Annotated in this window: 11 protein-coding genes; 9 read left to right on the top strand and 2 right to left on the bottom strand. The window is 52.9% G+C overall.

Annotated elements, in window-relative coordinates; all coding sequences use genetic code 11:
• Positions 1-970 precede the first annotated feature (970 nt).
• The 5 genes from leuA to MHN33_RS18830 all read left to right on the top strand — a co-directional run bounded on the left by leuA (position 971) and on the right by MHN33_RS18830 (position 6,292).
• Positions 971-2,518: a 2-isopropylmalate synthase gene (leuA, locus tag MHN33_RS18850; RefSeq protein ID WP_239400271.1), complete on the top strand. Its 1,548-nt coding sequence runs from the start codon at positions 971-973 to the stop codon at positions 2,516-2,518.
• Positions 2,515-3,591: a 3-isopropylmalate dehydrogenase gene (gene leuB / locus MHN33_RS18845; protein ID WP_239400269.1), complete on the top strand. Its 1,077-nt coding sequence runs from the start codon at positions 2,515-2,517 to the stop codon at positions 3,589-3,591. The genes leuA and leuB overlap by 4 nt, the downstream gene beginning before the upstream one ends.
• A 32-nt stretch (positions 3,592-3,623) precedes the next feature.
• Positions 3,624-5,027, top strand: coding sequence for a 3-isopropylmalate dehydratase large subunit (leuC, locus tag MHN33_RS18840; protein WP_239400267.1), 1,404 nt, complete (start codon positions 3,624-3,626; stop codon positions 5,025-5,027).
• Positions 5,024-5,623 (top strand): 3-isopropylmalate dehydratase small subunit, encoded by a 600-nt coding sequence (gene leuD, locus MHN33_RS18835; RefSeq protein WP_239400265.1) that lies wholly within the window; start codon positions 5,024-5,026, stop codon positions 5,621-5,623. The genes leuC and leuD overlap by 4 nt, the downstream gene beginning before the upstream one ends.
• 81 nt (positions 5,624-5,704) lie before the next feature.
• Positions 5,705-6,292, top strand: a complete 588-nt coding sequence (locus MHN33_RS18830) for a hypothetical protein (RefSeq protein WP_239400263.1) — start codon at positions 5,705-5,707, stop codon at positions 6,290-6,292.
• Positions 6,293-6,337: 45 nt separating this feature from the next.
• Here MHN33_RS18830 and MHN33_RS18825 read toward each other — a convergent pair whose 3' ends face one another.
• The gene (locus MHN33_RS18825) at positions 6,338-6,703 is read right to left on the bottom strand and encodes a hypothetical protein (protein ID WP_239400261.1); all 366 of its coding nucleotides are present in this window, start codon (positions 6,701-6,703) and stop codon (positions 6,338-6,340) included.
• 82 nt (positions 6,704-6,785) lie between these two features.
• On the opposite strand from MHN33_RS18825, the gene MHN33_RS18820 reads away from it, so the two are divergent.
• The gene (locus MHN33_RS18820; RefSeq protein WP_343224849.1) at positions 6,786-7,250 is read left to right on the top strand and encodes a TerB family tellurite resistance protein; all 465 of its coding nucleotides are present in this window, start codon (positions 6,786-6,788) and stop codon (positions 7,248-7,250) included.
• On the opposite strand, the gene MHN33_RS18815 is transcribed toward MHN33_RS18820, so the two are convergent.
• Positions 7,247-7,771, bottom strand: a complete 525-nt coding sequence (locus MHN33_RS18815) for a sigma-70 family RNA polymerase sigma factor (RefSeq protein ID WP_239400257.1) — start codon at positions 7,769-7,771, stop codon at positions 7,247-7,249. The two genes, MHN33_RS18820 and MHN33_RS18815, sit on opposite strands and share 4 nt — an antisense overlap.
• Positions 7,772-8,086: 315 nt before the next feature.
• Here MHN33_RS18815 and MHN33_RS18810 point away from each other — a divergent pair, with 315 nt between their 5' ends.
• The 3 genes from MHN33_RS18810 (at position 8,087) to MHN33_RS18800 (ending at position 16,066) form a co-directional block, all read left to right on the top strand.
• Positions 8,087-10,483, top strand: a complete 2,397-nt coding sequence (locus MHN33_RS18810; protein ID WP_239400255.1) for a penicillin acylase family protein — start codon at positions 8,087-8,089, stop codon at positions 10,481-10,483.
• A gap of 55 nt (positions 10,484-10,538) precedes the next feature.
• The gene (locus tag MHN33_RS18805; protein WP_046007095.1) at positions 10,539-10,742 is read left to right on the top strand and encodes an MbtH family protein; all 204 of its coding nucleotides are present in this window, start codon (positions 10,539-10,541) and stop codon (positions 10,740-10,742) included.
• A gap of 107 nt (positions 10,743-10,849) precedes the next feature.
• A complete protein-coding gene (locus MHN33_RS18800) occupies positions 10,850-16,066 on the top strand; it encodes a non-ribosomal peptide synthetase (RefSeq protein WP_239400253.1) in 5,217 nt (1,738 codons plus the stop codon).
• The last annotated feature ends 1 nt before the right edge of the window (position 16,067 follow it).

Raw genomic sequence — 16,067 nt, 5'->3', positions numbered from 1 at the left:
ACAGAGCGGTGTTGTCTATTCATCCATGAAGCTGGGTCCCATCGCGCGTCCTTGCGCTCATCTCAATGAGCTGCGAAGCGTTGCTTCGGTCTCATTTCGTCCATGTGAAAGTAGGACATTGCCAAGCACCTAATTAGAGGTCGACGAAAGACATTCATCCATGAATATCATCGACATTCGTACCTCCTGTACATCAAAGCCCGATTCGAAAGAGTCGGGCTTTTTTGCGTTTGGGTTAACCATACCATCGCTAATTTGCGTTTGGGTTAACCATACCATCGCTAACTGAACAACCTTTGGACACACTTCCCTGTGGAGGGCTCCCAGCTCGGCGTCCATGCCTCGCGTTCATTGCGCTGCGAAGCGGTGCTTCGGTCGCAATTCATCCCGCACTTGATGCGGGATCTTCTAACAGGCCACACCGTGAGCATGGCATTGGCTCCTTACCAAACACACTAACGAGTCGGGTTTGGACCAACTTCAGAACAACGACAAAGCTGTGTAAGGGCGTAGAGTGGAGTCAGGTATAGTGTGAGTTGCTGTTCGAACAAGCCGCAGGCACAGTAAACTCAGTGTCTTTGCGGAGATTAACAAAATAATTGCCCCTATTTTCAATAAATTTAAATCACCCTAGTTTCAAACTCTCATGCGTTCATATTCTAATGACTTCACACTTTAGGGATTAAAATACCTTTATAGGTATTCAATGTGAATTAAGGTTCCTTTATCTAGTGCTATAAATCGGCTTTTGTGAAATAAATATGCTTGATCTGATGTTTTCGACCATGTTAAAACATAGGCAATTCATCAACAGGACCAAAGCCCATATGCAAATTATTACGTTGTCACTATTGCTTAACCTCTTACTGCTTAGCTGTAAGAGCGGGGCGTAGTTGCGCGTAAGGGCAGCAACACGATAAACCCCGCACATTGTGCGGGGTTTTTTTATGCTTAAACGAGGACATCAGGTATGCAAGACAAGGTTTGGATATTCGACACGACATTAAGAGACGGAGAGCAGGCGCTGAAAGCCAGTCTGACGGAAGAAGATAAAATCCTGCTCGCGCATACCATTAGTCGTTTAAATGTTGATGTGATGGAAGTTGGGTTTCCGGTTTCAAGCCCTGCGGACTTTCGCGCCGTACAGCGCATTGCCAGAGAAATCAGCGGACCGAGCATTTGTGGTTTGGCACGGGCTGTGAGCAAAGACATTGAAGCCTGTGGAGAAGCACTGAGGCCCGCAGAGAAACGCCGTATTCACACCTTTATCGCGACCAGCCCGTTACACCTTGAGCATAAGCTGAGAATGTCTCTGGATGATGCAACCGAGATGGCGGTGAAATCTATTAAGCTGGCGCGTAACTATACCGATGATGTGGAGTTCTCCTGTGAGGATGCCAGCCGCACGCCATTTGATGACTTGTGCCGTGTTGTTGAGCGAGCCATAGATGCTGGTGCCAGCACCATTAACCTGCCTGATACAGTGGGCTATGTGACACCCGATGAATATGCCGCGATGATCCGTCATATCCGCAATAATGTGCCAAACATAGATAAAGCGCGTCTGAGCGTGCATTGCCATAATGATTTAGGGTTGGCAGTTGCGAACTCGATAGCGGCTGTGCAAGCCGGTGCCAGACAGATCGAATGTACTATCAATGGTATTGGTGAGCGTGCTGGTAACTGCTCATTAGAAGAAGCAGCCATGATCCTGAAAATGAGAGAAGACCACTTACAAGTAGGGTGTGATATTCGCAGTGAAGAAATATACCGGGCATCACGTCAGGTTGCCAAGATCTGCAATATGCCGGTTCAGCCAAATAAAGCTATCGTGGGAGAAAATGCCTTTGCTCACAGCTCTGGCATCCACCAGGACGGGGTATTGAAGGCGCAAAATACCTACGAAATCATGTCTCCGGAAACTGTGGGCGTACCCAACAACCAGTTGAATATGACCTCTCGTTCTGGCCGCCATGTGATTGAACATCGTCTGAGCGAACTGGGCTATCAGAAATCTGATTATGACATGGACTCACTCTACGAGAGCTTTTTAGCCCTGGCCGATCAGAAGGGTACGGTATACGACTACGACCTTGAAGCGATGATCCACTTTAATCAGATCACCGACAAAGACGATTTTTACCAGCTGCAATTTGTCAATGCGTCGTCCAACTCTCAATCCATTGCCAGTGCAACTGTAGGGATTGCCATGGGTGAGCAGCTAAAACAGGAAGCGGCTACCGGCAACGGCCCAGTGGAAGCGGCATTTCTGGCACTTGAGCGTATTACCGGTAAGGCAATTGATATTGTCGAGTACAACCTGGATGCGACCGGGCAGGGAGCAAGCTCACTCGGGCAGGTCGATATGATAGCCAAATACGACGGTCGCCAGTACCACGGTACCGGACTGGCTGCCGATGTGGTGGAAGCGTCTGTGCACGCCATGATCCACGTTTATAACTTAATTCACCGAGCCGCTAAGGTCTCGAGTTTGAAACAACAAAGGAAAGCAGGATGAGTCAATCAAATTATCAGATAGCCGTATTAGCCGGTGATGGCATTGGACCTGAGGTGATGGCAGCCGCTGAGCTGGTGCTCGACAAAGTCAGTGAGGTATTCGGTATCGGCTTACAGCGTCAACATCATGCTATCGGCGGTGCAGCCATTGATGAATATGGCGTCGCGTTGCCTCCTGCAACACTGGCTGCATGCGAAGCATCGGATGCGATTTTGTTTGGTTCGGTCGGCGGGCCTAAGTGGGAACATTTACCGCCTCAGGAGCAGCCTGAGCGCGCTTCTCTATTACCGCTGAGAAAACACTTCGGCCTGTTTTGTAATCTGCGTCCTGCCCAGCTGTTGTCGGCACTGAGTGCGGCTTCCCCGTTACGGGCTGATATCAGTCAGGAGGGCTTTGATATTTTGTGTGTTCGCGAGTTAACCGGTGGTATCTATTTTGGTGAAAAAGGCCGCGAAGGGTCAGGGCCTGATGAAGCCGCTTTTGATACTCAACGTTACAGTCGCCATGAAATTGAACGCATTGCTCGTTTTGCGTTTGAAGCTGCTAGGTTGCGCAGTAATCGGGTTACTTCGGTTGATAAAGCCAATGTCCTGGCATCGAGCGTGCTATGGCGTGAGGTTGTATGTGAGGTAAGTAAAGACTATCCGGATGTGGCACTGGAGCATATCTATATAGATAACGCCGCAATGCAGCTGGTTAAACAGCCGGGGCAGTTTGATGTGTTGCTGTGTGACAACTTGTTTGGCGACATCCTGTCGGATGAGTGCGCCATGATCACCGGTTCCATGGGCTTGCTACCGTCAGCGAGTCTGAATCAATCGGGTTTTGGTCTCTATGAGCCAGCAGGTGGCTCTGCCCCCGATATTGCAGGTAAAGGCATTGCCAATCCAATCGCACAGATCCTCAGTGCAGCCCTGATGTTACGTTATTCTCTGGCGCAGGATGAGGCGGCAAGACGCATTGAAAAGGCTGTTGCGGAAGCTGTGGCGGCTGGCGTGGGGACACCAGATATTTACCCGCAAGGGGGCTACACCACGTTGGATGTAGCGCATGCAATTGTCGAGCGAATTTAACCTGATCTCAGATTAACAACAGGATGTAGCAAGTGGCACAAACATTATACGACAAAATCTGGCAAGCCCATGTGGTCGCCAGTATTAACGCGCAAACCGATTTACTGTATATCGACAGACACCTGGTGCATGAAGTCACCTCGCCTCAGGCGTTTGCGGGCTTACGTGAAAAGAATCGCACGGTGCGCTGCCCGCATAAGACCTTTGCGACCATGGATCACAATGTGTCGACCAAAAGTCGTTCTATCGATGCGGCAAGTGAAGTCAGCAAAAATCAGCTTCAGGCGTTAGCAAAGAACTGTCAGGAGTTCGGCATTGAGCTGTATGATCTGAGCTCCGTGAATCAGGGCATAGTGCATGTGATGGGACCTGAACAGGGGATCACTTTGCCCGGTACAACCATAGTTTGTGGCGACAGCCATACCTCAACGCATGGTGCTTTTGGGGCACTGGCTCATGGCATCGGTACCTCTGAAGTGGAGCATGTGCTGGCCACTCAAACACTCCAGCAGAAGAAAGCCAGATCACTGAAAATTGAGATCACTGGCACACTGAGGCCCACTGTCACGGCGAAGGATCTGATCATGGCCGTGATAGGTAAACTGGGCACGGCCGGTGGCACCGGTTTTGTGGCGGAGTTTTGCGGCACGGCTATTGAGGCTTTGTCGATGGAAGCGCGCATGACACTATGCAATATGAGCATTGAAATGGGCGCGAAGGCCGGGTTGATTGCACCGGATCAGACGACGTATGAGTATCTTAAAGGCCGCCCGTTTGCACCGCAGGGCAAAGACTTTGATCAGGCCGTCACCTATTGGCAAACCCTGCACACCGATCCTGACGCTGTCTTCGATAGCGAAGTGATCATCAGTGCTGACGAGATCCAGCCGCAGGTAACCTGGGGTACCAGTCCGGAGCAAGTGATCGGGATCGATGAGGCCATTCCGGATCCGGAAACTGAACCGGATCTGATCAAAGCCGAAGCCATGCGCAGTGCACTACGTTACATGGGGTTGCGTGCTGGCCAGAAACTAACAGACGCTAAAGTAGATACGGTGTTTATTGGCTCCTGTACCAATAGCCGTATTGAAGATCTACGTGCTGCCGCGCAAGTCGTGGCTGGCAAACAGGTTGCCAGCGGCGTAGAAGCCTTAATTGTGCCGGGCTCAGGTCTGGTAAAACAGCAGGCTGAACAAGAGGGTCTGGCGGATATCTTTATGGCAGCAGGCTTTGAGTGGCGTGAACCGGGTTGCTCTATGTGTCTGGCGATGAATGATGATAGGCTGGGGATGGGTAAACGCTGTGCATCAACCTCAAACCGAAACTTTGAAGGGCGCCAGGGGCGCGGTGGCAGAACCCATTTAGTGAGCCCTGCGATGGCAGCCGCCGCGGCAATTGCGGGTCACTTTACCGATATTCAAGGAGAGCAGGCATGAGCGTATTTCACCGCGGACTACTGGCACCGCTGGATAAAAACAATGTCGATACGGATCAGATCATTCCGAAGCAATTCTTAACCTCAACCAGCAGAGAAGGGTTTGATAAGGCGCTCTTTTACGACTGGCGCTACACAGAACAGGGCGAGCCGGATCCAGATTTTATTCTCAATGCGCCGCAATATCAGGGTGCCAGCGTGCTGCTAACACGGGATAACTTTGGTTGTGGTTCATCGCGCGAGCATGCACCCTGGGCGCTCAAGCAATACGGCTTTACCGTAATCCTGGCACAGAGCTTTGCGGATATCTTTTTCAATAACTGTGGCAACAATCAGATGCTGTGTATTAGTCTGCCACCGAGCACCCTGGATAGTTTGTTTGGCTTGTGTGAGCGCCAGGATGATATTCAGATTGAAGTCGACCTTGCAGCTCAGCAGCTGCGCAGCGAGCATTTTGCGCCGATTGCGTTCGATGTCCGTCCGGATATCAAAGCCCGACTGCTGAGTGGGCTGGACTTTATTGGTGAAACCGAGCAACTCAATGCGCAGATAGACAGCTTCGAACAACAGCTTAAGGCGGCGCGTCCCTGGCAGTAGCTGTGTGATCACCGCATTTATTTGGCAAAGGCCGCTAAGTGGATTACGCTGCGGCCTTTAATATTTTTTAGGAACAATGATATGAAACTCGTTTATGCAGCCGCTTTGCTGGTCAGTGGCACCGTAATGGCACGTCCAGCGCCGTTAGTGTCTATCCCCACGCATGATGCGTTCTTTGATCAAATCAAACAACATTGTGGTAAAGCGTATGAGGGCAAAGTGACAGTCGACAATCAGGGGCCTAGTGCGTTCAGCGATGCGCGTCTGATCATGCACGTGCGCCGCTGTAACGACCAGGAGCTGCAAATTCCGTTTCATGTTGGGAAAAATGCTTCACGTACCTGGATCATTACTAAGACTGGTAGCGGTCTGAGCCTGAAGCACGACCACCGTCATAAGGACGGCAGTGACGATGAATCGACTATGTATGGTGGCCATACTGTCGATGCGGGCTATAACAACGTGCAGTCTTTTCCTGCTGATCAGTACTCAAAAGAGTTGTTTGTGAAGCGTGGTATTCCACAATCAGTGGGCAACACCTGGCAGATGTATATTTACGATGAGCGTTTTACCTATCGTCTGGTCAGAGAGGGACGTGAATTTAGAGTTGACTTTGATCTGACCAAACCGGTTCAGGCGCCCAATGCTCCCTGGGGTTATCAGGACTGATTGGGCTGCACAGCTCGGCAGTTAATACTGAGCTGTGCGTGATTATTACGGCTTTTGCACGCAACGCACTTCCACTTGTAGATCCGGCTCATAGGGTCTCGGGTAAGTTGGCAGACGGTCAAAACTCTGCACGCCCGCGATCAACACCAGCTGCGGCAAACTACCCTGGCATAAACGTTGACTGTGTCTGAGTAAAAACACACTTTGTTGCAAAAAGTGCTGATAACTATCCGATTTTAACTGTAAATAGTAGTGATCGTCATTATACTTAATTTGCTCATAGTGCACTTTGTGATCAAAGTCATACAGTTTTTCGACAACACCATTGGGTGGCGGCGTATAGCTGCTACAGGCACTGGCAAGTAAAGTGAGTGCGACCACTGACAATGTGCATCTTACTTGTTTAATCATCTGAGTTGTCATAAAGCCTGGCTGTGACATATAAAACCTGATAATCCATCCTCGTCTTGCTGAAGTGTAACATATTTGGGAGGTGCGCTTGTTTGCACAACTGAGAAAGTTCATAAATAACCTGGCCCAACAGCCCGAGTCTCAACAGGCCCCCGACTTTACCACAGCACTGGCCGCATTGATGGTGGAGATTATGCGCGCCGATGGAGAAACCCACGCCGATGAATGTCATATGATAGCCCGGCTACTTACCCAGCATAGTGGCATTTCGACGCAGGCCAGTGAGCTCATTCGCGATCAGGCAATCTTAATGGTGGACGAAGCGATTGATTTGCACCGCTTTGTGCGCGTTGTAAACGCACATACCGGGGAACTGGAGCGCATTGAAGTAATTGAACTTCTGTGGTTGGTTGCTTATGCCGACGGCCAATTGGATCCTCATGAAGAGCATATGGTCAGAAAAATTGCCGGTTTGCTCTATGTCGCGCACGCTGATTTTATCTCTGCCAAACTTACTGCCCGTCAGCAGCTTAAGCTCACCGACTAGTGGGTGAGCTGTGCGGTGCCCAGTTCGGTCTTACAGGACTGAATCGCCTCTTTGATCAGAAAGTTGACCAGGGTTGGCGAAATACTGTACATCTGAGCAATTTCTTTTTGTTTTAACCGTCCATCACGATAAAAGCTCACCACGTTCTGGTGACGCATAGAAAGCTTAGCAATGGTGTGATTCACCTTTTCTGAGAGCTGCGCGTCAATGAAACGGGTTTCAATATTAGATTCTTCATCGTCAAAATGCTCGCCGTGCACAGACTCCATATCGACCAGACTTTCCCGGCTTTGTTTGCGCAACATGTCGATGGCGATATTGCGGGCCACCTGATAGCAGAAGCTCTTTGAGTTCTTAACCTGGCAATTCTGGCAGGCAGACATGCCTGACAGGCGAATAAAGGTATCTTGTAACGCATCCTCAGCGAGATAGGGGCAGCGCAGAATATTATTCAAATAAGCAAGTAGTTTGGCTTGGTTTTCTGCAATGACATTTGACCACTTTTCACACGACTGCGGCACGGTAAGTTCTCCTGGTGTATTTGAATTAGATCCGTTATGGCGAATGATAATAGTTATCACTATTATGTTATTTCCTTTTGTATTTTGCCGTCAAGTAATTTTCTACCCTGATTGGACCTTTATAAGGTTCACACCTGAACGACCCGTGCTCAGAGGCTTCAGGCACAGAGGGCGGATCAGCAAGCTGAGAGCGTTGATGTGTTGTGGATTCAACGCATTAGGGTGGTTTTTCGTTTTTTCCTCGCGTCTAGCAAAAGAAGTCTCTCAACCTCTTTTCTGGGGGACTTCTGTGTATACTTAAACAAAAGGATTGCTATGAAATCATTTACACTGAGCATTGCAGGGCTTGCCATTTTTATGGGTAGCACACAGGCTGCTCCACTTTTCCCTCCGGCCCTGACAAACCCTCACAGCAACGAAGCTGTTAGCCTGACCCGCACCCAGTTTGGTATTGCGCATGTCAAAGCGCAGAGTTTGTATGGACTGGGCTATGGCAACGCCTATGCCCAGGCGCAAGATCACAGCTGCCTGCTGGCGGACGGTTACCTGCGGCTGCGTGGCGAGCGTGCTCAATATCTTGGCGCACATCGTAATGCAGGAGACAACCATTTCCTGTTGTCAGATATTGGCTACCGCATCTTGGACTTGCCCGGTCGGGTTGCACAGCAATATTCAAGTTTATCGGCGAGTACGCGCGCATTGGCGGAGGGCTTCGCTGCCGGCTATAACCAGTACCTTGAAGAGGTTGCTGCAGGTAATGAACAACTGGGTGAACTCTGTCGTGACGCCTCCTGGGTTAAACCCATCACCGCACAGGACGTGATTGCCAATGTGTTGCTGATGGGCGTGCAGGGCAGTGTGGGTCGGTTACTGCCACAGTTAGTACAGGCCGGGCCGGACAACGCGACCACGCCAGCACAACAGGGTCGCGCTATGGCACTGACACCTGCCGAGCAGCTGACGCAGGGATCAAATGGCTGGGCGATTGGCCAAACCATGAGCCACAATGGCCGGGGTATGGTACTGGCCAATCCACACTTTCCGTTCAATGGCAATTTCCGCTTTTGGACGCATCATGCCACGGTACCTGGTGAACTGGATGTGATGGGCGCTTCCGTCCTGGGTATGCCCGGAGTGGTCAATATCGGTTTTAACCGCAACCTGGCCTGGACCCACACCTACTCAACGGCACTGCACCATGTATTTTATGAACTGACGCTGGACCCGGATAACCCGCGCCGCTATCGTTATGAAGGGCAGTGGCACACCATGCGCGAGCGTCAGTTTCAGGTGGCGGTGAAAACGGCAACGGGGATGCAAACGCATACCCACACGGCGTATGCCACACACTTTGGCTTAATGCTCGAAGACGCCGAGCGCTTTCCCTGGCGGGACGGGGTGGCCTATGCGGTGAGTGATATCAATCTGGACAATTTCTCTGCCATAGATCATTGGCTGTCATACAACCGGGCTGAGTCAGTCGCGCGATTGCGCGTAGCATCCGGGCGCTTTAACGGTTTGTCTTTCAACAATACATTGGCAGCAGATAAGTACGGCAACACCTTCTATACCGATGATTCCAATGTCCCTAACCTTTCGGCGGCTGCTCTGAACTGGTTACAGGTTAACCCTAAATCTGCAGCCATTTTTGCCGCCACAGGTCAGGTGGTGTTGCCAGGTGATCGCGAAGAGATGATGTTCGATGGGGCAGTGGAGCTGGCCGAAGCACCGTCACTCAGTCGTCGTGATTATGTGCAAAACTCCAATGACTCATTCTGGCTAAGTAATGCCTCACAGCCACTGCGTGATGTCTCTCCTTTGTATGGTCAGGTGGATGTACAGCAGTCAGAGCGCAGCCGCTATGCCTATGCGTTACTGCGCTCAGGGTCGGGACGAGATGGTCGGTTCAGTCTCGACGAACTGGAGCATATCCTACTGGGTAACGGCAGTTATTTTGCCAGTGAGCGAGGGGTTATCGCCGACTTATGTCAGCAGTATGCGGGTCAGCGCTGGGCGCTGAACGACCAGCTTGAGGTCGATGTTGATCCCGTTTGCGGCGCATTTGCACAATGGGATGGGCGCTTTGATTTGACATCAAAAGCGGCCCATCTGGCGCGGGAGTTTTTCCGTGTGCTCGACAAGCGCGAAGACTTTGCGGTGCCGTTTAATCCCAGATTGCCAACCACCACGCCACACACGATTAAATCTGACCCTGAAATCCTGAAGAAACTGCTCCGTGCTGCGGCCGATTTAGCACACTATGGTTTTGCACTGGATGCGCCATTTGCCGAGATCCAGTATTTGCAAAAAGGCACGGAGCGCTTGCCCTGGGCCGGGCCTGAGCATCAAAGTGGCGGGTTTAACGTGTTTGCCACCCACAATACCATGGATCTGAGTAGCTTTGCCGCTCAGCCATCACCGCCACTTACCAGTGTGGTTGATGGCCGACCCCTGTGGTCCGGGCTGCGTGAGGAAGGCTACGGCATAAACTTTGGTTCCAGCTGGATGATGGTGGTGGGTTTTGACGATAACGGGCCGGTTGCCCGCGGCCTGCTGAGTTATTCGCAAAGTGCCAATCGCGACTCAGAGCATTTTAGTGACAGCAGTCGCCACTACAGTGCGCACCGGGGATTAGTTGAATTGCCATTCTATCCCTGGCAGGTGTCCATCAATAAGCTCAGTAGCACCAAACTGATCGTGAAAAAAGACTAAAAAACCCGGGCTGTCGCGCGTCACTATGCCGACAGTCTGATTTTTGGAGAAAACGATGAGCTTTGATAACGACAATGGCACCTTCAAGGTCCTGGTTAACCATGAAGAACAATACTCACTCTGGCCCAGTTATAAAAGCGTGCCCGGTGGTTGGCAGGATGTGGGTGTAGAAGGTGATAAAGAGACCTGCCTGGCCTATATCAACACGCACTGGACTGATATGCGTCCGTTAAGCCTTCGCCAGGCGATGGATCAGTAAGTTTTCCGGCGTCGCCTGATAAGCCTAGCTGCTGATCAGCGCCAGTGCGGAGCGAACACCCAGCCGCACTGCCTTGCCACACTGCCAGTTTATTCACGGAGTACCCTATGACCGCCACGACGATAATGGATCGCCTTGCCCACCACGTAGCACAACAGCCACAACAAACCGCGCTGATCTGCGTAGATAAAAAAGCACACACACGCTTTAGTTTTCAGGCCTTGTATGAACAGATTTTACAGCTGGCAGGGCATCTGCAGCATCACGTCAGCGCGGGGGATCGCGCCCTGATCCTGATGGATACCGGCATTGAATATGTAACCAGCTTTCTCGCTTGTCAGCATCTGGGGGTCACAGCTATCCCGAGCTTTCCACCCGAATCGACCAAAGCGCAACATATTGCCCGTACCGTGGGTATTGCCGAAGACGCCAGTGCCCGGCTGGTGCTAACCACCTCTCGTTTTAGCGAAACGGTCGCGGGTATGTGCGAGGCACTGGATGGCATTAGTATGCAGGTGGTGGACGAATTAAACACGCCAGCGGCCGATGCGCCACGCCACCCGGCGCACAGCGACGAGATTGCATTCTTACAGTACACCTCAGGCTCAACCGCCAAACCAAAAGGCGTGATGGTCAGCCATGGTAATTTGCTGGCCAATGAAGCGGTGATCACCGAGCGAATGCAAACCACTCAATCTGATGTGATGGTCAGCTGGTTGCCGCTGTTTCATGATATGGGACTGATTGGCGGGCTGTTACAGCCCATCTACGTCGGCTATCCGTTGGTGCTGTGCTCGCCCCGTTTCTTTATGGAGCGCCCGGCACGCTGGTTGCAGCTGATCGGTGAATATGGCGGCACTGTCTCTGGTGGCCCCGACTTCTCTTTCCGTTTGTGTCTGGAGCGGATCCGCGATAAGCAACTGAGCGATTTGGACCTGAGCAGTTGGCGCGTGGCCTTCTCCGGCGCAGAACCGATCCGTCACGACACCCTGCTGGACTTTGCGGAGCGATTTGCGCCGCAGGGTATGCAGGCATCGGCCATTTACCCTTGCTATGGTCTGGCTGAGGGCACCCTGATGGTGACGGGGACAGACGCCGGTGGCGGCGCCGTGATCCGTGCCTTTGATAATCAGGGGCTGGCAGCGGGCCGCGCAGAGCTGGCTGATGCTCGCGATCTGCGCGACAGCGATGCATACTGCCATCAGGTAGGCTGTGGTCAGGTCGCCAGCGGCCACCTGCTCAGGATCACGTGTCCGCAGTCACACCGGGCACTGGCCGATGGTGAAATTGGCGAGATCTGGACCGCCGGACCCAGCATTGCGCTGGGGTACTGGCAAAATGAACAAGCGACTCAGGACACCTTTGTGGAGCTCGACGGCCACCGCTGGCTAAGAACCGGTGACGTTGGCTATGTGTTTGACGGCCAGCTCTATATCTCGGGCCGACAAAAAGACTTGATCATTATGAATGGTCACAATGTTTATCCGCAGGATATTGAGCGCGCTATTGAAGCCGAGCTGAGCTTTGTGCGTAAAGGTCGGGTCTCGGCGTTTCCGGTCCCCAGTGCAGAGAGCGGCGAAGGCATTGGTCTGGCAATCGAAACCAGCAACAGCTACCGCAATGAGATCCCGGCGCAGCAAACGGCGTTGATCGTTCGTGACTTTATCACTGAGCACTTTGCCGCCTGTCCTGAGCTGGTATTGCTCCTGGATCAGGGGGGCTTGCCAAAAACCTCCAGCGGTAAGCTCCAGCGCAGTGCCTGCCTGAAGTTACGCAACACCAACGAGCTGGCCAGTTATGGTGATTTTGACCTGGCTCAGCTGCAACAACTGACGGCGCAAGACTCGCTGCCCGGCAATGCACACTGGGATCACCTGACCCAACAACTGGCACAATGCTGGCAAAGCGTGCTGCGTTATCCGGTCAATCACGACGATGCGGACTTTTTTGCGCTGGGAGGCAGCTCGATTAAAGCAGCTCAGTTACTGGCACAGATCCAGGGTGAACTGGATTGTCAGCTCGACCCCAGCAGTTTATTTGCGGCGCATCGTTTTGGCGATTTCTGCCAGTGTGTACGAGACGTGATGGATGCACCCAGTGTGCAGATCCCTGTGCAACAGCTGGATGATTACCCACTCAGTGCCCAGCAACAAAGGCAGTTGTTCTTATGGCAACTGGAGCCAGGCAGCAGTGCCTATCATATTGGCGCAACGATAACATTATCAGGCGCAATTAATCCGCAGCGCCTTGAGCAGGCCTGTGCACAGGTACTGGCACAGCAACCAGCGCTGCAACAAGCCTATTTTAAAACCGCCGATGGCCAGTGGCGTCAGCGCACCGCTGCGCAGCCTTTGCAGTGGCATTATCATGACCTCAGCGATGCTGCGGATGTAGCCGTGCAGGCGGATGCCTTGCAGCGCACTTGCTATGAAACCCCGTTTGCGCTGGGCGACGGAGAAAATTTCCGTGCTGCGTTGATCCGTGAGTCTGAACAGGCACATCGGCTGGTGCTGGTTATGCACCACATTGCCAGTGATGCCTGGAGCTTTGATTTGCTGCTTGGTGCCATCTCGCACCACTACAACACGCAGGGTGAAGGCGCGCTCGACAGCAGCGACATCCAGTATGGTGACTTTGCCCTGTGGCAGCAGGCGTGGCTGACCTCAGAGGCCGCCGCGACACAGCTGGCTTACTGGCGGGAACGGCTGGATGGTCAGGGGGATGAAGAGTTGCTGGTGCCTGAGCAGGCGCGACGCAGCGATTTGGCAGCGCCCATGGGCGTGATGCGCTTTACTCTGGATCACAAACACACCGACAAGCTGCAACAGTTGGCTCATGGTCAAAGCGCCAGTCTGTTTATGCTGCTGCTGAGTAGTTTGCAGGTGCTGTTTTACCGCCTCAGTGGCAAACGTCAGCCGCAGATTGGTGTGGCGGTGGCCAACCGTAACCTGGCGCAGTTGCACAAACTGGTGGGCTTTTTCATCAATACTCAGGTGATCCGTGGCTCGGTATCACCGGAGCAGAGCTTTACCCAGTTGCTCGAAGCGTGCAAACACACAGCACTGGAGGCGCAGCGTTTTCAGGACTATCCGTTTGAAAAGCTGGTGGAAGTGCTGAATCCACAGCGCGCACTGGGACAGACACCGCTATTCCAGGTGATGTTTAACCACCTTGAGCAGGATGTGGCTAAGGCACTGACGCTGGCCGACTGCACCACAGATGATGCGCAGTCACTGCAGCAGCAGGCGCAGTTTGATCTCAGTATAGATTCGCGACTGGATGAGCAAGGCCAGCTGAGCATTGAGCTACAGTACAATCAGGCGCTCTATCAGCACAGCACCATAACGCGATTGTCTGCGGCTTTTCAGCAGCTACTCAATCAGCTGCCACAACAGGCGCAGCAGGCCATTGGTAATTTGTCTTTGGGTACTGAACTGGCACACATCCCGGCGGCAACGGGCGCTGATGCGTCGGCACCCGCTGCACAGTGGCTCACATCAATCAGCGAGTATGCAGCCAGCAATCCGGATGCCACGGCGGTAATTTTTGACGACCAGCACTATAGCTATGAGTGGCTGGAGCAAACGGCCAACCGGCTCGCACACGGTCTGGTCGCTCAGGGTCTGACAGATCAGGTGGTGGGGATTATGCAGGCCCGTAAACCTTTGATGCTGGCCTCGGTGTTGGCGTGTTTGAAGGCCAATGCCGCCTACTTACCATTAGATCCTAACTTCCCGCAAGCGAAGTTAGCACATATGGTCAGCGACAGTGGTTGTGCTGCGATACTCGGTGAGCAGACTGACACGTCCTTACCCGTGCCTTGTATTTCTCCGGTTGCTTTACTCAGTGAACATCATGAACACAGCACCTCACCCGTAGTAGTGCATCATGATCATTCGCTGGCCTACTTAAACTATACCTCTGGCTCGACGGGTCAGGCAAAGGGCGTGGCGATTGAGCATCAGGCGCTGGCCTGTTACATCGAATCGGCAAAAGCGTTTATTGCGCTAAGCCACACCGATGTTGTGCTGCAATTTGCCACCATTAATTTTGATGCCTTTGTCGAGCAGCTGTTCCCCAGCTGGGCTGTGGGCGCAGCCGTGGTGTTACGTGGCGATACGCTGTGGGATGCCGACACCCTGTACCAGCAAGCACAGCGTCACAAGATCAGCGTGATGGATCTCAGTGCTGCCTATTGGCGCAGCATTGCCGCCAGCTGGTCGCGAATGGCAACCACCACGCCATTGTCACTGCCTAATTTACGCCAGGTGCATTCGGGTGGTGAAGCCATGTCAGAGCAGGGCATTACGGACTGGCGTGCGGCAGGTCTGGGTGAGGTGCGTCTGCTTAACACTTACGGACCAACCGAAATCGTGGTTGAGGCCGCTATTCATGATTGCCGCACCCTGACTGCGGGCGAGCAAGTCCCGCTCGGTCATGCCCTGAATGGTCGTCGCCTGTATGTGCTCGACAGCAACCTTCAGCCGGTGGCCGAAGGCCAGGTGGGTGAACTGTATATCGGCGGCGAGCTGCTCGCGCGCGGATACTGGCAACGTCCGGCGCAGACGGCTACTTGTTTTATTGCCGATCCATTTGCGGATAATGGTGCGCGCATGTACGCCAGTGGCGATCTGGTTAGCTGGCAAAATGGCGCGCTGCATTATCATGGCCGCAGCGATCATCAGGTTAAAATTCGCGGTTTCCGGGTTGAACTGGGTGAAATCGAAACCCGCTTAACGCAGTTGCCGGACGTGGATGTGGCGGTGGTGATCACCGAGCAGCAGGCACAGTCGTTAAGCCTGATCGCCTATGTACAAAGCGAGCGCCACGACGACCCGGGCTATGCACTCAGACTCAAGCGGGCGCTGACCGAGCAGTTGCCCGACTATATGGTCCCGGCACAGATTGTGGTGCTGGCACAGCTACCTGTTAATGCCAGCGGCAAGCTGGAGCGTCAGCAACTGCCAAAAGTCCAGCCCGCGCAGGCGCCGGTAGCCAGCACGGCAACCAATCAGACAGAGCAAGCATTGGAAACAACCTGGATGAAGCATCTGGCGGTCGCTCAGGTTGACCGCAATGCAAACTTCTTCGATCTTGGAGGCCATTCGCTGCTGCTGATGGCGGTCTTCGACGACTTAAAACCGCAGTTTGCCCAGTTGCAGCTGACCGACTTATTCGCCTATCCCAGCATCGCCAGCCTGGCTGCGTATCTGGACCAGTCACAAACAACACAGTCACAAACAACTAGCGCCCCGAGTGGCGCCCGGCAGCGCCGCGGCATGGGTGCCGTCGCTGCCCGTAAACGTAAAGTAAGAGAATCATAAT

This window comes from Pseudoalteromonas sp. OOF1S-7, assembly GCF_022347765.1.
GTDB lineage: Bacteria > Pseudomonadota > Gammaproteobacteria > Enterobacterales > Alteromonadaceae > Pseudoalteromonas.
This window is presented reverse-complemented; position numbering and strand designations above follow the sequence as displayed.